Source organism: Candidatus Kryptonium sp. (genome assembly GCA_025060635.1).
Classification (GTDB): Bacteria; Bacteroidota; Ignavibacteria; order Kryptoniales; family Kryptoniaceae; genus Kryptonium.
This window is the reverse complement of record JANXBN010000001.1, coordinates 397300-419374: the sequence shown is the minus strand read 5'-3', so window position 1 is coordinate 419374 and position 22075 is coordinate 397300. Positions and strand designations below refer to the sequence as shown.

Annotated in this window: 15 protein-coding genes; 5 read left to right on the top strand and 10 right to left on the bottom strand. The window is 36.4% G+C overall.

The genetic code is table 11. The features are described from left to right. Positions 1–3 precede the first annotated feature (3 nt). Complete coding sequence (gene ribD / locus NZ923_01975; GenBank protein ID MCS7228787.1) at positions 4–1116, top strand: bifunctional diaminohydroxyphosphoribosylaminopyrimidine deaminase/5-amino-6-(5-phosphoribosylamino)uracil reductase RibD; 1113 nt, start codon at positions 4–6, stop codon at positions 1114–1116. On the opposite strand, the gene NZ923_01970 is transcribed toward ribD, so the two are convergent. Further along, a complete protein-coding gene (locus NZ923_01970) occupies positions 1113–1685 on the bottom strand; it encodes a phosphatase PAP2 family protein (protein MCS7228786.1) in 573 nt (190 codons plus the stop codon). The genes ribD and NZ923_01970 overlap by 4 nt on opposite strands. Positions 1686–1993: 308 nt before the next feature. Here NZ923_01970 and NZ923_01965 point away from each other — a divergent pair, with 308 nt between their 5' ends. After that, the gene (locus NZ923_01965; protein MCS7228785.1) at positions 1994–2419 is read left to right on the top strand and encodes a tetratricopeptide repeat protein; all 426 of its coding nucleotides are present in this window, start codon (positions 1994–1996) and stop codon (positions 2417–2419) included. 3 nt (positions 2420–2422) lie between these two features. On the opposite strand, the gene bshC is transcribed toward NZ923_01965, so the two are convergent. From bshC to NZ923_01935, 6 genes are all read right to left on the bottom strand, one after another. Beyond that, the gene (gene bshC / locus NZ923_01960) at positions 2423–4063 is read right to left on the bottom strand and encodes a bacillithiol biosynthesis cysteine-adding enzyme BshC (GenBank protein ID MCS7228784.1); all 1641 of its coding nucleotides are present in this window, start codon (positions 4061–4063) and stop codon (positions 2423–2425) included. A gap of 18 nt (positions 4064–4081) precedes the next feature. Then, complete coding sequence (locus tag NZ923_01955; GenBank protein MCS7228783.1) at positions 4082–5443, bottom strand: DUF1446 domain-containing protein; 1362 nt, start codon at positions 5441–5443, stop codon at positions 4082–4084. Positions 5444–5464: 21 nt separating this feature from the next. After that, complete coding sequence (locus NZ923_01950) at positions 5465–6385, bottom strand: decaprenyl-phosphate phosphoribosyltransferase (GenBank protein MCS7228782.1); 921 nt, start codon at positions 6383–6385, stop codon at positions 5465–5467. A 30-nt stretch (positions 6386–6415) separates the two neighbouring features. Further along, positions 6416–6544: a hypothetical protein gene (locus NZ923_01945; protein ID MCS7228781.1), complete on the bottom strand. Its 129-nt coding sequence runs from the start codon at positions 6542–6544 to the stop codon at positions 6416–6418. An 18-nt stretch (positions 6545–6562) separates the two neighbouring features. Continuing rightward, on the bottom strand, positions 6563–8245 hold the full coding sequence (locus tag NZ923_01940) for a methylmalonyl-CoA mutase family protein (protein MCS7228780.1): 1683 nt from the start codon (positions 8243–8245) through the stop codon (positions 6563–6565). A 91-nt stretch (positions 8246–8336) separates the two neighbouring features. Further along, positions 8337–8870 carry a peroxiredoxin gene (locus NZ923_01935; GenBank protein ID MCS7228779.1) on the bottom strand — a complete coding sequence of 178 codons (534 nt, stop codon included), beginning with the start codon at positions 8868–8870 and terminating at the stop codon, positions 8337–8339. Between the two features lie 104 nt (positions 8871–8974). Here NZ923_01935 and NZ923_01930 point away from each other — a divergent pair, with 104 nt between their 5' ends. The 3 genes from NZ923_01930 (at position 8975) to NZ923_01920 (ending at position 16845) form a co-directional block, all read left to right on the top strand. Beyond that, positions 8975–9892 (top strand): class A beta-lactamase-related serine hydrolase, encoded by a 918-nt coding sequence (locus tag NZ923_01930; protein ID MCS7228778.1) that lies wholly within the window; start codon positions 8975–8977, stop codon positions 9890–9892. 80 nt (positions 9893–9972) lie between these two features. Next, on the top strand, positions 9973–13491 hold the full coding sequence (locus NZ923_01925) for a PAS domain S-box protein (GenBank protein ID MCS7228777.1): 3519 nt from the start codon (positions 9973–9975) through the stop codon (positions 13489–13491). A gap of 117 nt (positions 13492–13608) precedes the next feature. Further along, complete coding sequence (locus NZ923_01920; GenBank protein ID MCS7228776.1) at positions 13609–16845, top strand: glycosyl hydrolase-related protein; 3237 nt, start codon at positions 13609–13611, stop codon at positions 16843–16845. 61 nt (positions 16846–16906) lie between these two features. Here NZ923_01920 and NZ923_01915 read toward each other — a convergent pair whose 3' ends face one another. From NZ923_01915 to NZ923_01905, 3 genes are all read right to left on the bottom strand, one after another. Continuing rightward, a complete protein-coding gene (locus tag NZ923_01915; GenBank protein MCS7228775.1) occupies positions 16907–18790 on the bottom strand; it encodes an FG-GAP-like repeat-containing protein in 1884 nt (627 codons plus the stop codon). Positions 18791–18938: 148 nt separating this feature from the next. Then, positions 18939–20606, bottom strand: coding sequence for an FG-GAP-like repeat-containing protein (locus tag NZ923_01910; protein MCS7228774.1), 1668 nt, complete (start codon positions 20604–20606; stop codon positions 18939–18941). Between the two features lie 345 nt (positions 20607–20951). Continuing rightward, positions 20952–22010, bottom strand: coding sequence for a PorV/PorQ family protein (locus NZ923_01905; protein ID MCS7228773.1), 1059 nt, complete (start codon positions 22008–22010; stop codon positions 20952–20954). Positions 22011–22075 lie beyond the last annotated feature (65 nt).

Below are 22075 nucleotides of genomic sequence, written 5' to 3'. Positions count from 1 at the left end.
AAAATGCCTGCCAATCTTGAAATTGAAAAAAAGGATGAATTTTACCTCGCAAGGTGTATTCAACTTGCACTTAAAGGTAAAGGTTATGTAAGTCCTAATCCTATGGTCGGCTGTGTTATCGTGAAAGATAATAAAATAATTGGTGAAGGTTTTCACGCAAAATACGGAGAAGAACATGCAGAGGTAAATGCGATAAAAAACGCTACTGAAAGCGTTGAAGGAGCAACTATGTATGTCAATCTTGAACCATGCGTTCATTATGGTAAAACACCGCCTTGCGTGGATTTGATCATTGAATCCAAAATTAAAAAAGTCGTAATTGGAACACTTGACCCCAATCCACTTGTAAATGGCAAAGGAGTTGAGAAACTTAAGCAAGCTGGAATTGAAGTAAAAGTTGGCGTGCTTGAGAATGAATCAAGAAAATTGAATGAGGCTTTTTTCAAATATATAACCCAAAAAATTCCATTCGTTGCGCTTAAAATTGCCCAAACAATTGATGCAAAAATCGCTGACGCAGAAGGAAATTCAAAATGGATAACATGTGAACAATCGCTCCACTTTGTCCATCAATTGCGTAGTGAATATGATGCCGTTTTGATTGGAAGTCGCACCGCAAAACTTGACAATCCGAACCTCACCGTTCGTCTCGTTGAAGGCAGAAATCCATATAGAGTTATACTTGACTCCGCTCTGAGCTTACCACTTGAGCTAAATGTCTTTTCGGATAAATTCACAAACAAAACAATAGTTTTTACATCAACTGACTCATTCAAGTCAAAAAAAGAAAAAATTGAAAAACTTAATTCGCTTGGGATAGAGGTCATCCCGACGAAATCAAGAAGAAAGAAACTTGAACTTAAAGATGTCCTTGAAAAGCTCGCTGAAAAAGGAATCATTTCGGTTTTAGTTGAAGGTGGTGGAAAAGTCTTCACAGAATTTATAAAACAAAAACTTGCGGACAAAGTTTATATCTTCATCGCTCCTAAAATTCTCGGCAAAGGGATCGCAAGTATAGGTGATGTGGGAATAAAATCAATTCGCGATATCATCACATTACGAGAAATTTCAATTCAAAGCTTTGGTGATGATGTTGTGATAACAGGTTATCTTTAGTTTTTCCTATGTGAATTTATGATGTAAACCCCGCTAAAATATCCAATAGCAGAGCCCAGAAAAATATCCGAAAACCAATGCTGATTGTTGTAAACTCTGGCCAACGCAGTTAAAACCGCAGGAGTATAAATTAAAAACTTTACAAATCTATCCTCAAATCTTGACGCCAAAACAGTTGAAATAGCAAAGCTTAATGTCGCATGTCCCGAAGGCAAGGAATAAAATTTATTTCCTCCAAAACTAAATGGATGAAACCTAAATTTCTCTCCACTTACATAAGGCCTTTCCCTGCCAAAAGCAACTTTCAAAAATGTCGTCACAGTCCCAGATAAAGCACCAGCCTCAAAAACCATAAGTCCAGTCTCCCTGACATCTTCGTTTTTAAATAAAAGTCCCGAAGAATAAAGCGACCCGCTTATCAAGCCCCACATCCACAATGTTCCATAGTAACTGTCAATCTTCATTGCTTTTTTAAAAATTTCGTTATCAATTTTTTGAAAATCTTTATTTAAGTGATCAAAACCGAAAAGCATTATCGTTCCTGCACCAACAAACGACAAGCGTAGCATATCCCTGTTTTTGAAATTTAATGGAGAAGCGAAATAACCGACGGAATTTTTCGCAAAGGTTTTAATATCTGAACTTAATATGCCCAACAAATCCTGCGATAAAGAAATGTTCATGGAGCAAAGGATCAAAAAAACAAATAGTGAAAACTTGCTTAATTTCATCTCGCTAAACTTCATTTGAACATCTAAATTTTGTTTTTGAAATCAACTTTGAACTTGATTTTTACCTTGGCCTGGTTTAAATTTTTTCAAAAAAGAAAAATCCGAAGATGCGGTATAAGAACTTGATTTTAATTTCTCTGTTGTTTTTGAGCGGTTGCGCTAAGAAAGAAGACCTAACTTTGCTTCAAAAAGCTGAACAAGAATATCAAAGTAGAAATCTGAAGACCGCAATTGAAATTTACAATCATTTTGTTCAAACCTATCCAAAAAGTGCAAAAGCGCCAGAGATTCTCTTTAAACTTGCCCAAATTCATTACAGCGAGCTTCAATTGCCAAAAGAAGCAGTAAAATTTCTTGAGCAGATAATTCAGAACTATCCCGATTCTAAAGAAGCTATGAACGCTCTCTTCTTGCTTGGTTTCATCTATGCAAACGAGATTAAAGATTACACCAAAGCCAAAGAATACTATCAAACATTCCTTGAAAAATATCCAAACTCCGAACTTTCTACATCAGCAAAATTTGAACTTGAAAATCTCGGCAAAGAACCCGAAAACATCATAGCAAAATAAACTTCACACGAAGATCAACTGATGATTGAAATCAAATAGCTCAAACTCGTCAAATAATCTGTCCATCAACTCAAAACTATACTTGTTGAGGAAATAAGTTATATTTAAAACCCTTTCCTGCAATTCGTCCTCCGGAAGAAGATTAACTTTTAACTTTTCAATTTGCCTTGCGATAATCTCATTGCGCTTTTGATTTGCGATCAAGGTTTTTTCATAAATGTTGTTTATGTGATACAAAATTTTTTCTGCGGAGTTATCAACCGCTCCTGCAAGTGATGAATCTATATTTGAAACGAAATCTCTTATCTCACCGATAACTGTTTGAATCTTTGAGCGCGCCTTGCTGAAAAATCCCTCAATATCAAATTCAGAACTCGCTATCAAGATTTTTTTTGCAACACTTGCAAAATCAGTGAAAACTTCCCTTAAATCAATGTTATATTTTTCAATAATTCTACTTACCTTCGGCTCAATTATAGTTGCACTGACCCTTGGAAAAATAACAGGCATTGGAATCCCAAAATAAGCATAAGCAGGTTTAAGCTGTGCAAAATACGCAATTTCAGATGGACCAGCAACATAAAAAACCGTCGGTAGAAGTGTGTCTTGACATATAGGCCTTAATACGACATTAGGGCTCAACGCCTGTGGATTTACATCAAGTATATGTTTCAACTCGCCTTTGCTAAATTTAAATCTAACTCCTTTTAACCTAAACATTCCTTCTTCATCTGCCGGTTCAATCGGATATCTACCACCTCTATAAAACAAGAATAGGTTCACTGGGCGAGGTTTTATCTGAGCGTGATATCTTTTTTCAAGTTCTGCGCTTACATCAATAATCAAATTTGAAAGTTTGGGATATTCATCAATTTCAGCTTCAAAAATTGGTGCGAGAAGTTTTTTAATCTCTGCGTCGTTTGGATTTAAAAAAATCAACCCGCGATCCTTTAAAAGCCCAGCAACAAACCTCACAAATGACTCAGCAAAATTAAAACCATTTTTATATGTAGAACGAACAAATTTCATTACATCGCTTTTAAATTCGGTATCTTGAAGTTCATCCTCAAGCCTTTTCAAAGCGATATCAAGTCTCTCGTTAAATTTAATTTCACCAACAGGACCATAATTTTCTTTTTTTGTATCCTCTGGCTCAAACTCAATTCTAACAAGTTGGTTATTTGTGTTAAAAATTTTTGCATGGTTTGCTTCAAAAAAATCGTGATCCTCGCTTTCAAGATAAAAAATCGGGACAAAATTAAAATCTGGAAATTTGTCAGATAAAAAATCGGCAAGTTTTATCGTCGTTATGATTTTATAGATCGTATAAAGCGGACCGGATAAGAAGCCAACTTGTTGACCTGTAACTACCGCAAGCGTGTTATCTTTGGAGAAAAGCTCAAGTTTATCCTGCGCCTGATGATTTTCGTAAGATAGATTTTGTCTTTTTAAAATTTCAAAAACAGATTTGCGATTTCGGTAATTCTTTAAAACCAACTCAAATAATAGATTCAAACCATTAAGGTCGGTGAAATCGTGATTGTAAAACTTTTGAACTTTCTTGAAGTTGTAAACATAGTCAATGAAAAGATTGGTTACACCGCCGTAATTTGGAAAAAGGTGGCGGAAACTTATTGAGCGCATTATGTTTTATTTTTTGTTTCAAATTTCTTCAACTATCACTTCTGGTTTTACGAGCTCCTTGGGAATTAAAGTTGGCCAATATGCTATAACCTCGCTCGGATGTGGACGACCCCCACCGAATCCAGTCACACCCGGGGGACCAGTTAAAATTAAGGCAGGAACTTCACGGCCAAATCTATCAACCGCTTCAAAACTTTTACCGCGTACCGCAATCCTTAAAACAACTTCGTTTGGTTCATCAATTTTATGAGCAAGGGGACCATGACATGAGTTATATCCTAAAAATTCAGTATGTATTTCGTCAAATTCAAGCCCAAGATCCCTCAATCTTGTCCTTATTATTTCATCTGCCTTCTTTGCTTTTTCAAGCGCATCTGGCCAAGAATATGTTAAAGTTCCCACAGCCATATATCCATCAAAATAAGACATTGAAACTTTATAAAACTGCGTTGGTGGTTTGCCTTTAACATCATAAACTCTGACCCTATCCTTTCCAACTTGTTCAAGTTTTATTGTCGTAAAATCTGCAATCACTTCCGGAGTTATGTAATTTGTTGGATCTCCTATTTCATATACAAGTTGCTCTGTCACCGTTTGAATAGTTACAAGTCCACCCGTGTTTTCATGCTTTGTTATGATAATTTCGCCGTTTGGATAAGCTTCAGCTATAGGAAAACCGATATGAGCCATATCTGGGACGGAACGCCAATCATAAGAGAAATTTCCCCCAGTTGCTTGAGCACCACATTCAAGAATATGCCCTGCAACAATTCCAGCAGCAAGCTTGTCATAATCAGTTTCGCTCCATCCAAATTCATAAATCATCGGTGCAAGTGTAATCCCTGTGTCCGTAACTCTACCTGTTACAACGATCTGTGCTCCTTGTCTTAATGCTTCTGCAACTGGAAAAGCGCCAAAATAGACATTTGCACTTGTTATCCTGTCGCGGATCTTCTCAATTGGCTCACCTGTGTCTATGTTTTTAAAATCAATGCCCATTTTTATGAATTCGTCAATTTTATCAAGTATATCATCTCCAATGACAACACCTATTTTTAAGCCCTTTATCCCGAGCTTTTGTGCGACTTTGAAAATCGCATCCCTACATGCGATCGGATTAACACCACCGCCGTTTGTTACAATTTTGATATTTTTCTCAATTATTATCGGCAAAATTCTTTCTACTAAATTTACAAGATCTCGGGCATAACCGAGATTCGGATCCTTTTTCTTTTGTTTTTGTAAAATTGACATTGTAACCTCCGCAAGGTAATCCATTACAAGATAATCAATTGGTCCCTTTGTGACTTGATGAATTGGAGCTTCAAGCCAATCGCCCCAAAAACCTTGACCTGAAGCAATTCTTATTTTTTCCTTCATCTCGGATCAGATGTTAATTTTTTAAAATGTTAGCCCGATGAATTTAAAAATTTGCTTGCGATAAATTATAACGACACAAACGATAAACCAAAGGAAAATATTTGCAATTATTCCCCAATCACCGAGAATCACATCTGTGGGATTTTCACCGCTTTTCTTCTGGTAGATAAGATACATATATCGGAAAATTCCATAAAGGACGAAAATAGTCGTATATATCAAAGCTTCTGTTCCGAAGAGCAAAACCGTTCTTTCCGAAATTGTGTAAAGTGCATAAGAAATAACAGCACCACCTGCAGTTATCACAAGCATTTGATCAGCAAACTTGATGTTATATTCATCAAGAACTTTCCTTTGCTCGCTCAAGCCAGAATTTGGATTTTGAATTGAAAAATAAATTTCCATTCTCCTTTTTGAAATCGCAAGAAAAAGGGAAAGAAAAAGCGTAGTTATGAAAAGCCACTTTGAAACTACAACCTCAATTGCATAAGCCCCAACGAGAACTCTCAACATAAATCCAATCGCTATAACAAAAACATCAACGAGGACAACTTGCTTAAGCTTTAATGAGTAAAGAAGCATCATCACGAAATACAAAATGATCAAAAACCCAGCTTTAAAAGGAAGTTCAAAAAGAAGAGCAAGACCTACAAAGAAAAGAAAAATTGAAAATAAGAATCCCTGCAAAATTCCAACTCGCCCGGATGCAATAGGCCTATTCTTTTTAACTGGATGTAGTTTGTCCGACTCGCGATCAACAATGTCATTTATAACATAAACAGAAGACGCAATGAAAGAGAAAGCTAAAAAAGCAAAGATTGAAATTTTAACCTTCTCAAAATTCAACAGATGATGTGAAAAAATGAGCGGAGCAAAAACGAAAAAGTTTTTTATCCACTGTTTCGGTCTCGCAAGTTTAATGTAATCAAAAAACAAGCCCATTCTCACTCTTTTAGTTTAAAACCTTCGGAATTAATGACCTCCATTCTTTCCGTAATAGTTCCACTCTTTCTTGTCATTTCTCATCCCTACCACTATTTCTTCACCGAAATTCATCAAATGCTTTTCTAATCCGTAAACATTGTCCTCAACAGTTGCCATAGATAAAATTTAGATTTTTCAAAATACAAGTGGCTCTTGGTAAACTCCCCAAACCTCTTTCAAAGTTGATGTCATCTCTCCAAGCGTGCAATAAGCTCTTACGCAATCAAGAATTTTAGGCATAAGTGGTTGATTTTCCTCTGCTGCTTTTTTAAGTTCAGCGAGAGCTTTTTCAACTTCCCTTTGATTTCTACTTGCTTTGATCTCAGCCAATCGCTTCTTCTGTATTTCTGCGACCTCTGGCGGAATTTTCAAAAGTGGAATTTCAACTGGTTCGTCATCTATAAATTCATTTACTCCAACGATTATTCGCTCTTTCTTATCAAGTTCTTGTTGATATCTATAAGCTGATTGTGCAATTTCACGCTGGAAGAAACCATCTTCAATTGCCTTTATCACACCTTCAAGCATTGAACCACTTGAAGAATATGCTTCAATTTTTCTGAAATACTTTTCAGCTTCTTCTTCAATTTTATCTGTCAATGACTCAATGTAATAACTTCCGCCCAATGGATCAATCACATTTGTAACGCCGATTTCGTAAGCGATTATTTGTTGTGTCCTCAGAGCAATTTTCGCTGCTTTTTCCGTCGGCAGAGCATATGTTTCATCCATTGAATTTGTATGTAAGCTTTGTGTTCCACCAAGGACGGCAGCGAGAGCTTCAAATGCGGTTCTTACGATGTTGTTTTCAGGTTGTTGAGCGGTCAAAGAACAACCCGCTGTTTGAGTATGAAATCTCAACATCCACGATCTTGGATTTTTCGCCCCATATTTTTCACGCATATATCTTGCCCAGATCCTACGAGCTGCCCTGAATTTAGCAATCTCCTCAAAGAAATCAAGATGTGAATTAAAGAAAAACGACAATCGCGGTGCAAACTCATCAACATCCATTCCTGCGTTTATACACGCCTCTACATAGGCCATGCCATCTGCAAGTGTGAAAGCGAGCTCCTGAACAGCTGTTGCCCCAGCCTCGCGAATATGATAACCACTTATTGAAATTGGATTCCACTGCGGGACATAATCTTTGGCAAATTTTATAGTATCAACGATTAATCTAATTGATGGCTCTGGAGGATATATCCATTCTTTTTGTGCGATATATTCCTTGAGAATGTCGTTTTGAATTGTTCCACGAAGTTGATTAAACTTAACACCTTGCTTTTCAGCAACAACAAGATACATTCCCCATATCATCGCAGCTGGAGCGTTTATAGTCATTGAAGTAGAAACTTGATCAAGCGGAATATCTTTGAAAACGATCTCCATATCGGCAAGCGAACTAACAGATACACCACAAACACCAACCTCACCTTCGGACATTGGATCATCCGCATCTATTCCCATAAGAGTTGGAAGATCAAAAGCAACGCTTAAACCAGTTTGACCATGCTTTAACAAAAATTTAAATCTTTGATTTGTATCTTCGGGCGTCCCGAATCCCGCAAATTGTCTCATCGTCCACAATCTCCCACGATACATGTTGTAATGGATCCCACGAGTATAGGGATACTCACCAGGGAAACCAAGCTTCTCCATATAGTCAAATCCTTCAAGATCATCAGGAGTATAAAGCATTTTAACTTCCATATCGCTCAAAGTTGTAAACTTTATCCCGGTTCTTTTCAATTCAGAATTCTCTGCTTTTTCAAGCCATTTATTTTTCGCTTCACGGATTTTGTCCGTGTTGTTCATAGTTATTTCCTCCCTTAGTTTGAATGCAACTTTTTTAAATTTAAACAATTTCAATTCTTTTGTCAAAAGTATCAATTTAATCCCACATACATTAAGGCAGGTTTGCGAGCACTTTACGCAATTCTTCAAAATGTTTTGGATCCCTCACATTATACCGCCAATTTATGTACGCTATTCTACCCTTTTTGTCAATAACGAAAATCGTTCGCTTGTTGTAACCTGAATTTTCATCGTAAGAATCATAAAGCCTTGCGACTTCATGCTTATGATCACTTAAAAGCTTAAACTGCAAGTTCAAATGCTTTGCCCACTCATGATGAGAAAACACATAATCACCGCTTATCCCTAAAATTTCCGCATCAAGTTTTGAAAGTTCAACGAAGTTATCTCTAAATGTGCACATCTCGGTTGTGCATCCACCGCTCCAATCTGCTGGATAAAATGCCAAAACGATATTTCGCTTACCTATCAATTCTGATAAGCTGATCCCACTGAAAACGATCGTATCTTTTGTCGCATAAGGCAGTTTAAAATCTGGGGCTTTATCCCCAACCTTCAGAGATTGAGAATAGGCATTTATCAAAATAAAAATTGAGATCGCAAAGGTATAAACAAGACTGCGCATGATTTACTCCGTTATTTGTTTTAGTTTTAGAACCGCTAATTCAAGGTCTACTTGATTAATTTTGGCAAAAAAATTAATTTTTCAAAAAAACACTTTCTCTGAAAATGAATAGAATTTTTACATTTCTACTTGCCTTTATCTTCGTATCTTGCACCTCCTCACGGTTAACCATCACGACTGACGAATTGGTTTCAAAAATCAATCAAACAGCGAAGAAATATGGCGTAGGGCGACTTGGAGTTTCTGCAAAAAATTTTATAACTGGCGAAACAATACAAATCAATGCAGATTCACTTTTCCCCACAGCGAGCGTAATAAAAGTTCCGGTGCTTGTTGAACTTTTTTACAAGTTTGAGGAAGGAAAACTTAAAAAAGATACTCTCGTCTTACTTACAGATTCTCTCAAATATGGTGGTTCCGGTGTTCTTCAATATTTTTACAATGAAGCAAAACTTAAATTAATTGATGCTGCCGTCCTGATGATCATTTTAAGCGACAATACTGCAACGAATCTTGTGCTTGACAGCTTTGCCGATGAACACGATGCAAAACTTGACGCAGTAAATAATAGAATGAGAGAACTTGGACTCAACAATACAAAAATTTTAAACAAGCTGATGTCCTTCAAAACAAAAAAGAGAACCCCGGAAGCAATCAGGTTCGGCGTGGGTTATACGACACCAAACGATATGATTAAACTTTTAGAACTTCTCGCTAATGGAAAAGTTATAAATCCGGAAGTTTCAGCAGAAATAATTAACATTATGAAAAACACTCAGGACGACGAGATGATGAAAAGATACCTGCCCGAAAATGTTGTGGTTGCACATAAAACTGGCGCAATTGACAAGATGAGAGCTGATATCGGTCTTGTGTATGCAAAATGTGTAACCTATGCGGTTGCTATTTTCTGTGATGAGCTTTCTGAGGTCTCGTATGCTGTTGATAGCAAAGGTCACCTCGCTATCGCGGAAATTTCAAGAATTATTTTTGACTACTTTACAAAAGGGAATTGCAAATGATGTCAATTGTCTTTAATTGTAGATATAAGCCAAATTAGGCTCAAGGGCGATAAAATTTTAAAATTAAAATCAAACTTAAAATGCAACAATCTAACCAATCAAATCAGAATTTTATTGATTTTGTCCGCAGTTACTCAATTAAGGCAAGATTAATTGCATCAATTGCTCTCGCTATCACTTTTATAACTTTAAATTTCATTTTTAATCTTTCACTACCAATTCATGTCTTCATAGCTTCTGCGTTATTTGAATCGCTTATAAATCAACCGTATCGTTTTTGGCAAAGAATCTTAAAAAGCGCCGATAGGGTTTTGTTTGTAACCAACATAGTTGATATAATCGTTATAAGCATCGTTGTTTACTATGTAGGTGGGACTTCGTTTATCTACATAGGTTTTCTTTATCTTATTGTAATAGTTTTTAATGGGCTTTTCGGAGGTCCAACAAGAACAGTTGTTCTTTCGGCATTAAGTTCAATATCTGTTATAGTTCTTACATTACTTGAAAAATACGGCATTTATCATCCCACAATTTTCACTCTCCAAATCTCTGATGTTGAAAGATTTACCTTGATGGCTTCCTATATAGTTATCTTTTTTATTTTTGCAATATTGACAAATATACCATCAGCAAGGTTAATGGAGGAAGTCCGAAAGCGAACGAAAACAGAGCAAAAGCTTGCGAAACAGCTTAGCGCCACAGAAACACTTTACAATCTCGCAAATATAGCCATCCGCTCTGAATCAATAGAAGAAGTTTATCAACAAGCATTGAACGGGATTCTAAAAATCTTGAATATAAATAAAGCATCAATCTTGCTTATTGATCCAGATGGAGTGATGAGATTTAAAGCATGGGCTGGGCTTTCAGAAAATTATAGAAAGGCTGTTGAAGGGCATTCGCCTTGGAAACCTAGTGACCCAAATCCACAACCGATTTTGATAAATGATGTTGAAAAAGATAAAACTATCCCTGACGATTTGAAGAAGACAATTTTAAATGAAGGAATTAAAGCACTTGGTTTTATACCCCTTGTTTTCAGAGGAAAACTTATCGGTAAGTTCATGATTTATTATGAGGAGCCTCACGAATTTACCCAGGAAGAAATAAATATAATCCTTGCAACCTCTTATCAGCTTTCCTTTGCGATCGGCAAAAAATTAATTGAAATTGAGCTAACTAAATGGCACGACAAATTTGAAAAAATAATCCTTGCGATGAAAGAAGTTGTCTATGAATGGGATCTTAAAAACGATATAACAACTTGGGAAGGTGATGTTGAGGCAATCTTCGGACTAAAGAAAGAGGATTTTGAAAAAGAAAAATTTAGCTGGAAGGCTTTTATTCACCCTGATGACATTGATATTGTAATATCAAAGGTTAGCAAAGCATTAGAAACTAACCTTTCAACATTTGAAACCGAATACAGAATTAGAAAAAAAGATGGAAGCATAATCCATTGTCTTGATTACGCATACATAATTCGTGATGATACTGGAGAAGCACACAAAACTTTAGGAATAATAATTGACATAACTTCACTAAAAGAAATTGAGAAAAAACTTCTGCAAAGAGAGAAAGTTTTGAAAACAATAAATTATTCTGCCGGAATATTGCTCAAAGCAATTGATTGGAGAACCGAAATATCTTCACTTATTGAAGAGATTGGGAAAGCAATGGGGGTAAGCTCCGTTTACATTTTTCAGAACCAAGATAAAAACGGTGAACTTTTGACAAATTTAATTTCAAGTTGGTACGCTAAGCCCACGGAGAAACATGTAGAGAGTGAACAGCTACAAAATATCTCTTACAGACTAACTGGTTTTGACAGATGGATTGATATCCTCGGGAGAAAAGACACAATATGTGGTTTAATTAGGAATTTCCCATTTAGAGAACAATTGTTTTTAAGTTTTCTTGGGGTTAGATCAATACTCGTTTCGCCGATTTTCGTTGGTGATAAATGGTGGGGATTTATAAGCTTGAACGATTGCCAAAACGAGAGAGAATGGGAAGGAGCGGAAGTAGATGCAATAAAAACATTCACAGACATACTCGGACTTGCAATTCAAAGAAGCGAAAATGAAAAAGCACTTCGTGAATCCGAACAAAGATACAGGAAACTCTTTGAGGACTCAAAAGATCCAATTTATATAAGTACCCCCGAAGGAAAGCTTGTAGATGTAAATCCTGCTTTTGTTGAACTCTTCGGATATTCCTCAAAAGAAGAAATTCTAAAAGTTGACATAGCAACGGAACTTTATGAAAATCCCGAAGATAGAAAGAAAACTCTTGAAGCTGTAGAAAGCCAAGGTTTCATAAAAGATTATGAACTACATCTAAAGACAAAAGATGGTAGAAAGCTAATTGTTTACGATACTTCAATCCCAATATATGATGAAAAAGGAAATGTAATTGCTTATCAAGGTATATTGAGAGATGTGACAAAAGTTAAAGCACTTGAACAGCAACTTCTTCAATCACAAAAGATGGAGTCTCTTGGACGATTAACAGCCGGAGTTGCACATGATATCAACAACGCTTTGACGGTTATACTTGGAAACGCACAACTTGCCCGACGACTTTTAACGCAAGATATAGAAAAAGCAAAAGAAAAACTTAATGAAATTGAACAAACAATAAGGAAAACTGGCGAATTCACAAGAAAACTTCTCATTTTCAGCCGTGAGCAACCCGCTGTTATGAAAATAATTGATTTAAATAGCTTAATAAACGATTTCACTAAAGTGATGTTAAAAGCTCTTCGTGAAAATGTAAAGATCGAGCTAATACTTGCACCAAAACTTCCTAACATAAAAGCAGATCCCACTCTGATCAATCAAGTTCTTTTAAATTTAATAATTAATGCACAGGAAGCAATTCTGGGGGCAGGAAAAATAATAATTGAAACCTACACAAGATATATAGATCAAGAACACTCCGATTTTCATCTTGAGGCAAAACCAGGCGATTATGTTGTTCTTTCTGTCACAGATGACGGAGTTGGTATAGAGAAGGATATATTACCTAAAATTTTTGAACCATTTTTCACAACCAAGCCACACGGCACGGGGCTCGGTCTTTCAATAGTTTATGGCATCGTAAAACAACATGGTGGATTCGTAAATGTTTACAGTGAAGTCGGACAAGGAACGACATTCAAGGTGTATCTCCCAGCAGTTTATGAAGAAGAAAAAGAAGTTGAAAAAGAAGAGCAAAAGATTGAAATCAAAGGTGGTACTGAAACGATACTTGTTGCTGAAGACGAAGAAAGATTGAGAATAACAATAACAGATATACTTCAAAATCTCGGCTATAAAGTTTATTCGGCAAGCAACGGTCTTGAAGCGGTTGAGATATTTAAAGAGAAATCAAATGAAATTGAACTTGTCATCCTTGACATAGTTATGCCAATTTTGAACGGTTATGATGCAATGAGGGAAATGGTTAAGATAAAATCAAACATAAAGGTGATATTCACAACTGGATATAGCATAAACGGCTTAAACTTAAGCCTTGAGGGTTTTGACATCATCCAGAAACCATATTCTTACGAAATTATAGCTTTAAAAGTAAGAGAAGTCCTTGATAGAAAATAAATTGCTTCGGAAGAGATTGCTCTGTCGCCTTGCTTTTTATACCGATGAAAACAATAAAAAATTTGCTTTGATCTTTAAAAGAAGCAAAATCTAAAACAACAAAGGGCACGGTTAAAAATGCTCAAAAAATTAACCATCCTTTTCATCATCCTTTCCACCTCAATAATTTCTCAAACGAAATCAAAGGTTGACAGCGTAACTTCAATTCTTGATTCCTTGAGCACGATCTCAATACGTACTTGGAAGGTAAGTCCAGACATAAAATGTCTTTCTACTTTGAAAACAAATGAACCAACGAAGGTAGAATACGATGACTCAAAATGGGACACCTTAAAACTTGGGCAGAGGGTTTATATTGATTCATGTTGGATAAGGTCAAAGTTCAAGATCCCCGAAAAATTTCTCGGTAAAGCAATAAGTGGAAAAATAGTTTTCAAGGTTTCAGTTGATGATTATGGCTATCTCTGGGTTAATGAGAAATATGTTGGATATATACCATGGGATGGTGAATTTGACTTAACAAGTGAAATTAAACCCGGGCAAGAGATCACATTCGCAATTAAAGCAGTTAACACGGGCGGACCACTACGACTTTTAAGAGCTGAATTTGAAATTGAAAGCGTTAAAGAGATTGTAAACGAAATTAAAAATTTATCTTTAAGTTTGAAAGTTGCCCAAAAACTCCTAAGCTTTGACACATATCAAACAAACGATATGACAAGACACGATCCCAAAATTGACAAATCAACTATTAAAAGGGAGGAAAGAATTAAACTAAATAACTTATTACAAAGTAGTTCTGCCGAAATTGATCTATCTTCGCTTTCAAAAGGAGATTTTGAGAAATTTGCTTTTTCGGTTGAAAAAATAAAAAAGAAACTCACACCTATCCGCGAGTTTTCAAAAAGGTTCACGCTTATTTTCGTCTCAAACGCTCACATTGATGCTGCATGGCTTTGGAGAGTGAAAGAAACAATTGAAGTTTGCAAAAATACCTTCAACTCTGTTATAAATCTTATGCGGAAATATCCTCACCTGACTTATACCCAAAGTTCCGCTGTTTATTATGAATGGATGCGAACTCTTTACCCTGATCTTTTTTCTGAAATAAAAAATCAAATAAAGCTTGGTAAGTGGGAAGTTGTCGGTGGAACCTGGATTGAGCCAGATTGCAACCTTCCTGGGGGCGAATCCTGGATGCACAATTTATTATATTCACAACGATATTTTCAAAAAGTTCTTGGCGTAAAACCAGAGATTGGTTGGATTCCCGATTCTTTTGGCTATACTTGGACGCTTCCAACTTTCTTTGCAAAAGCTGATATAACCGCATTCGTAACACAGAAACTTAACTGGAACGAGAGAAATGTCTTCCCATATAGATTATTCTGGTGGGAAAGCCCAGATGGTTCAAGAGTCCTAACATATTTTCCATTTAGCTATGTCAACACAATTGAAAATCCGTTTCGTCTTATTGACTGGCTTAGGCAATTTGAAGCAAACACTGGATTTAGAGAACTGTTGATTCTTTTCGGCGTTGGAGACCACGGAGGTGGTCCAACGGAGGAGATGTTAAAGAGAATTGAAGAACTTAAAAAACTTTACATTTTCCCTGAGATAAAATTTTCCACTGTCTCTGATTACTTTAAAACACTGCAAATAAAAGACCTCAAAAACTTACCTGTATGGAGAGATGAGCTTTATCTTGAATATCATCAAGGAACATACACAACACATTCAGATGTAAAAAAATACAACCGAAAACTTGAAACTGCTCTTTCAAACGCTGAGAAATTTTCAGCCATTGCGACGCTTTTTGATTTCAACTATGACAACCAATTATTTGAAAAATACTGGCTTAAGTTTATCTTCAACCAATTCCATGATATACTTCCAGGTTCAAGCATAAGGGAAGTTTATTTTGATGCGAAAAAAGATTACGAAGAGGTTGAAAACTTTACTAACTTCCAGATTAGAAGCTCGCTTGAAAAAGTTGCTCAAAATATAAACACAAATGAAATCAAAGATGGAGAACCGATAATAATCTTCAACCCAAGCTCGTGGGAGAGAACTGATATCGTTAAACTTGAGATGAAACCTTTTGATGAAAATGAATACACAATCTTTGATATGTCTGGCAAAGAGATCGCATCTCAAAACATAATTGAAGAAGGCAGACGAAAAATTATCTTCATCGCTGAAAATGTGCCACCGATAGGTTACAAAACCTATATACTCAAAAAGCAAAAGCCTACAAAATTTGAAACCGAACTTAAAATTACAAAATCAACGATTGAAAACAGGTTTTTCAAAGTTGAAATTGACACAACGAACGGCTGGATAAGTGGGATTTTTGATAAAAGATATGACAAACAAATTTTGACTGCTCCTGGCAATAAACTTCAACTTCTTGAGGATAAACCGTCGGCTTGGGATGCTTGGAATGTGGGATTGACAGGCATTGAATTTCATTCAGCTTTTAGAGGTTGTGAGGTTGTTGAATCTGGACCTGTTCGTTCTGTTTTAAAAATTAATAGAGATTTCCGAAAACCCGATACAAGATCATATCCACCAACTGAAACATTCCCCACAAGCTTCTTTACACAATATGTAATTCTCTATGATAAGATTGAACGAATTGATTTTAGAGTAGATGTTGATTGGTGGGAGAAAAATATAATGTTTAAAGTTGCTTTTCCGCTTTCGGTGAAAGATACAGTCGCCACATATGAAATCCCATATGGATACATTCAAAGGTCAACACAAATGAGAAACTCTTGGGATAGTGCAAAAGTTGAGGTTCCTGCCTTGAGATGGGCTGATATATCAGAAAAAAATTACGGTGTTAGTTTGATCAACGGTTCAAAATATGGCTATGACTGTAAAGGTTCAGTTATGCGACTCTCACTTTTACGTTCACCTAACTGGCCAGATCCAACCGCCGATAGAGGTTTTCATACAATTGAATATGCTCTATATCCACACAAAGGGACATGGAAAGAAGCAAAAACAACAAACATTGCATATGACTTCAATAATCCACTAATTCCGATTCTCACAGACAAACATTCCGGCAGTTTGCCTGTTTTAAACTATTCATTTGTTAAGTTAGCGCCTGAAAATTTGATTTTGACAGTTTTAAAAAAATCTGAGGATGCAAACGCTTGGACGCTTCAGTTCTATGAATCTCAAGGGAAGGACACAGAAGGAGAAATTGTTCTTCCATTTGTCCCTTCAAAGGTTTTCATTTCAAATTTCATTGAGGAAGACAAATCCGAACTAAAATTTTCAAAAGAAAAAATTACTTTAAAAGTTAAGCCTCATTCCATCGTAACATTAAAAATTTACAGATAAACAAAAAAGGGGCGTGATATTCTCACGCCCCTTGAATTGTTAAGATCAACTTTCTAAATAGCTATTTAACAAGCATCATTTTCCTTGTCTTTTCAAAGTTTCCAAATTTAAGTTTGTAGAAATAAGTTCCACTTGCAACTGGTTTACCATTTTGGTCCTTTCCATCCCAAACAACATTATGTTTCCCTTTCGGAAACTCCTGCTCGTCAATTAACCTAATTACCTCGCGACCTGTGACATCATATATTATCAAGCTTATCTTTTTATCAATGGGCAAATAAAACGATATATTTGTGTATGGATTAAATGGATTTGGATAATTCTGATAAAGTTCGTAATCATCTGGAGTTACAACAACCACATCTCTAACCCTGATGCCAGTTGGCACATCAGATTCAAGAACTCTTATTATCCTTCTATTAAATGTATTTGGAGCCCTGTAGGTTGTATCAGTTAAAAATCTACCAGAAGTTGCATCGTAGCGAATATGTTTCATAGTTACGCTATCAGGAATGCTTTGATAGCCGAGGACAATTTCACGCTTCATATTTCTATCAAGGTCAACATTTGCTCCAACTGCTAAACGAGCAACGAAGAAATCTTCATTCCTGAAGGCACGCCTATATCTAAATCCAAGTGAATCAATCACAAATAATGTATCTCTGATATTCGCCGTCGGAGTTATGACATCAAGAGAATCTCCGGAATACAAAACTCTAATTGAATAACTACTTGAATCCAATATATTACCACCATTATATGTAACCTCAATTACATCGTATCCAGATATTCCAGCAATATATAAGTTCGGTCTGTTGTCCCCATCTTGATTGCCTGCGAAGACAGAGAACACCGTTCTCCCAGCAGATACATGTTGGAATAACTTTACAACCTTCGTTGAATCAACTTCAAGAACATTATCTCCAGGATTGTAATTGACTATATGTAGTTGATCTCCAGGAAATCTAACAAGAAAAACTTCGTCATTACCATCTCTATCAATATCAATAACAGCAGCGCCAAGAAGGCTTACCCCATCTGCACCAGGTGAAGCATGATAGAACCTTTTCGGTGAAGTTGTGTCCGCTATAACATACCTATCTGGTCCAACTGCTTTCACTATGAAAACATTTTGAAAGTTATATGGATTAAACACAATCTCCTTTTTCCTGTCCCCATCAAGATCAGCGATAGCAAATGCCCATGGGCTACCGCTTCCATATCCAGCTCTTGGGCTAATGAAAAACTCCGTTTTCAGTGTGGAAAATGGATCTTCTACTGCCGTACCTTCAAGCGAGTAAATTATATATACATCTTCTCTTGTGTTGTTTGCATCATCTTTTACAACTATCAACTCTTGTTTATTATCTCCATCAACATCGTCAACTCCGAGCGATTGCACTGTGAACCTAACGAATGAATCTGGCGGAGCATAATAAAGAGACGCGCCGAAAAATTCTGTCTTCGCCGGATCACCATAACTATTAACACCAACGGTTCCTCTCCACTCATATACATATATACCTCTTACGGGTCTATCAGTAGCATCAACATTACCAACTGCAAAAGTAATTTCTAAAAGCCCATCGCCATCCAAATCAGTAATAACCACATCTCTTGGGGTTGAATTGCGACCAACTCTCGCTGGCCCTATTGCTGGAGATGACCACACAAGTTCAAGAGTATCTCTGCCAACATGCTCAAATAAGTGAACCCTTGAATAATAATAATCTGTTGCTACTACCTCAATTTTCCCATCTCTATCAGTATCAAATCCAGCCTTTACTGAGCGAACATGCATAGGACCTCCCGCAGCATACCACTTTGTCGTATCACCAACAGGAGGAGAATATGTAGCTTTTAAATTAAATCTCGTCTGTGTTAAGAGAAACTCAACAGAAAAAGAAAGTAATAATAAAACGATTAAAGCAGTTGCTCTTTTCATTTTAAATATATTCCTTTGTTTTGTTTGAATTTTCACACATTAAAAAATAAAAATTTAAGAATTCAATGTCAATAAAAAGGTTGGATTTCTAAAAGCGTGAACAAAAATTAAAAAGGGTGGGCATAAAACCCACCCTCAACTTCTAAGTTTACCTCAAAAGTATCATCTTCCTTGAGGTTTCAAATTTTCCAGCACTAATTTTATAAATGTAAACTCCACTTGCGACTTCAAGATTATTATCATCCCTTCCATCCCAACTTAACAAATGCTTTCCTGCTGGATAATATTTATTTTCAACTAAAGTTCTAACCAACCGTCCGTCAATTGTGTATATCTTTAAAGTCACGAACTCATCTTTCGGCAAAGCAAATTCAATCCATGTTACTGGATTAAACGGATTTGGATAATTTTGAGCTAAATAATAACCTGTTAAAATCTCATCCTGAGATTGAGCTTTTACTATAACATCACGCTCAAAAACAATGAAAAATGCTCGTGTTGAATCAGGTCTTTGCAAAGAACCAATTACAAACTCTCTTCTACCATCTCCATCCATATCGCGCGGTGGGAAACTTACATAATAATACCTCGGTGTCCCAAGCGTGTCTCTGAGAAGTTCGCTCCATTCCCAGCTCGTTGAATCCTTGAATGCACCTGAACCTTTATATTCAACATGGTAAACATTTCTATAATTGCCAGCAACCACGACATCAAGATTTCCATCTCCATCAAGATCACCCCAATCAGCCCCACGAGTATAATCCCAACCACCTACCTTGTGAAAATATGTTGAGTCAATCTCACTTACATCCGCTGGTTTTCTGTTTTCAATATAAACAAGCTGTCCATTAGTAGCAAACGCAAAACCTTCAGGATAACGATCTCCGTCCATATCCATAAACTTAAGATTTCTCAGAGTTCCAACAACTGTTCCAGAGCCAATGTGCGAATTAGAGATTACCTTCTTTATCACATAATTATCTGGCCCTTCGGCTTCAACTATAACCCAAGTAAAGTTAGTCCATGTTCCAAACCAGATTTCTTGTTTACCATCTCTGTCAAAATCAGTTGTGGTAATGTCAAATGCCCAGGTTGCGGTAAGAGAGCTATCTCGGAACTCAACCTTAAAAGTTGAAAATGGATCAAGTTCAGGTGTCTCAAGTGAGATTATCCACATATGAATTCGTGAGGTTCTATCAATTAAAGCTATTTCTTGTCTTCCATCACGATCAAAATCTCCAGGGAAAAGATATGTTAACCTAAATCCAGCATTTCCATCGGCTGGATAATCAAGATTCCAAGCGAATGTTGGTTCCGTCGGAAATGTCCTCGTTCGTGGGTCATATTCGTAGAAAAATATTTTATCAGGATTTAAAATTCCAGCAGATACATCAGCATTAGATGGATTAACTATTGTTATTTCAAAATTTCCATCTCCATCAACATCAGTGACATTTACACCAGGAAAGCTGTATCCTGTCGTTCTTGAAGTTAAAGGTAGGGCGGTGCTCCACAGAAGTTTGTAATTATCATTTCCATCGTTCTCAAATAAAAAAACCCATTTCGTCGTATCTCCTGATGCTGGGCTTGAAACAGTTGGATCATTAATAGCAAGGATTTCTAATTTTCCATTCTTATTCAAATCAAGACCAGCAATTACATCATCACAACCATCAATCTTTGGAATAGTTGAATAGTTAGCTACATAAGAAACACGAAAACCATCTTTCAAGTAAAAAAGCGGATACTGCGCTTGAGAAAACGAAACAAAATATAAGACAATCATAAGCGTGAGAAAAAGATAAATTTTTCTCATAACCTTTAACCTCCATTTTATTTTATTTTTGGATGTTGAAATAGGAACATTTATACTATGTGCTCTCATCTCAATAGGGCAAAAAAGAAGTTTAATGTTTTTCGGAATTAAAGGTGCTTAATTTAGATCGTTTTAAAGAGTGTGGGATATAGTCTTAGTAAAATTAGCAAACAAATTTCCCAAAGTCAAGAAAAAAGCAAACTGAATTACAAGATGCTAAAAATTCCTAATTTATCATCAAAAAATCTTAAAATTACCCCTTAATCTTTCTGCAGGATGAAATTAAAAAGAAAAAAGCGGCGGGAATTTCTCCGCCGCTTTTATGGTTTAAGCATCAAATTCAAATTAAAATCCAATGCTTACTGAAATCACATGATTATTGCCGAAGAATTTCACAGGAACAAAAGCATAATCAGCTTCTAACGCAAGCCCAGCAACATTTCCTAAGTTAACACCAGCACCAAAAGAGAAATTCTGGAATATATTCGGTGTAGCTACATCAGGCGATGGAATCCACTTTCCAGATTCAGGTGATAACAAGTAACCTGCTCTTAAAGATAAAACATCTCTGAAGGAATACTCAAGACCTACTCTATATTCATCATATGCAAAGTTATTGTTTTGAAATGCACCTACAACTCGGAAGTTATTATTTTCACCAACATTGAACTGATAAGCAACTCCAAGCTCTATTACAGATGGCATCTCAAATTCAGCAGCTTGAACTTTATACCAAGTAACACCGCGCTCAGTTCCAGGGACTTCTGCTTCAACCCACAATGCTGATCCGTCGTATCTTACCGGGAATCCGATATTTTTAATTACAACTCCCAAAGATAATCCTGGTATTTTGAACAATCCATGATATTGTACTCCCGCGTCAAAAGCAAATCCAGTAGCACTAACTTGAGCCCAGCTTTCGTGAGCAATGTTGAGGTTAGCTCCGACGGAAATTCTATCCGTTAACCTTTTTGAATATGTCAATGTCCCAACAAAATATGTCGGGCTAAAGACAGCGCCAGTTCCATCTGGATCCAATTCTGTGGTAACTGGTATATCGCCAACATCAAGAACTTTTAATGCAAGTCCGACGCTACCAAAACCGAACTTACCACTCACCGCAAAATAGCTAACACTCATATCAGCAAGCCAGCTTCTGTATGAAAATATAGCGTTGGCAGAATTTTTCACAAGATCAACACCAGCAGGGTTCCAATATATAGATTCAAGCCCTGAAGCGATTGCTACCGCAGAACCTCCATACCCAAGATATTTCGCACCGATAGGAATGAGCAGATGAGGCGCTGCCGTTGTCCCTGCTTTATTCTGATTTCCACTATAAGCTAACCCAAAAACTAACATTATTAGAAATAATCCGTAAAAAACTCTTTTCACAGTTCTCATGTCTTTGACCTCCAAATAATTTTTATTTTTAATTTTACTCCCCCCAGCAAAAAGCTGGGGGGATA

Coding starts and splice junctions, on each gene's coding strand:
- ribD (MCS7228787.1), top strand. CDS start 4: ATGCCTGCCAATCTTGAAATTGAAAAAAAGGATGAATTTTACCTCGCA.
- NZ923_01970 (MCS7228786.1), bottom strand. CDS start 1,685: ATGCTACGCTTGTCGTTTGTTGGTGCAGGAACGATAATGCTTTTCGGT.
- bshC (MCS7228784.1), bottom strand. CDS start 4,063: ATGCGCTCAATAAGTTTCCGCCACCTTTTTCCAAATTACGGCGGTGTA.
- NZ923_01955 (MCS7228783.1), bottom strand. CDS start 5,443: ATGAAGGAAAAAATAAGAATTGCTTCAGGTCAAGGTTTTTGGGGCGAT.
- NZ923_01950 (MCS7228782.1), bottom strand. CDS start 6,385: ATGGGCTTGTTTTTTGATTACATTAAACTTGCGAGACCGAAACAGTGG.
- NZ923_01945 (MCS7228781.1), bottom strand. CDS start 6,544: ATGGCAACTGTTGAGGACAATGTTTACGGATTAGAAAAGCATTTGATG.
- NZ923_01940 (MCS7228780.1), bottom strand. CDS start 8,245: ATGAACAACACGGACAAAATCCGTGAAGCGAAAAATAAATGGCTTGAA.
- NZ923_01935 (MCS7228779.1), bottom strand. CDS start 8,870: ATGCGCAGTCTTGTTTATACCTTTGCGATCTCAATTTTTATTTTGATA.
- NZ923_01930 (MCS7228778.1), top strand. CDS start 8,975: ATGAATAGAATTTTTACATTTCTACTTGCCTTTATCTTCGTATCTTGC.
- NZ923_01925 (MCS7228777.1), top strand. CDS start 9,973: ATGCAACAATCTAACCAATCAAATCAGAATTTTATTGATTTTGTCCGC.
- NZ923_01920 (MCS7228776.1), top strand. CDS start 13,609: ATGCTCAAAAAATTAACCATCCTTTTCATCATCCTTTCCACCTCAATA.
- NZ923_01915 (MCS7228775.1), bottom strand. CDS start 18,790: ATGAAAAGAGCAACTGCTTTAATCGTTTTATTATTACTTTCTTTTTCT.
- NZ923_01910 (MCS7228774.1), bottom strand. CDS start 20,606: ATGAGAAAAATTTATCTTTTTCTCACGCTTATGATTGTCTTATATTTT.
- NZ923_01905 (MCS7228773.1), bottom strand. CDS start 22,010: ATGAGAACTGTGAAAAGAGTTTTTTACGGATTATTTCTAATAATGTTA.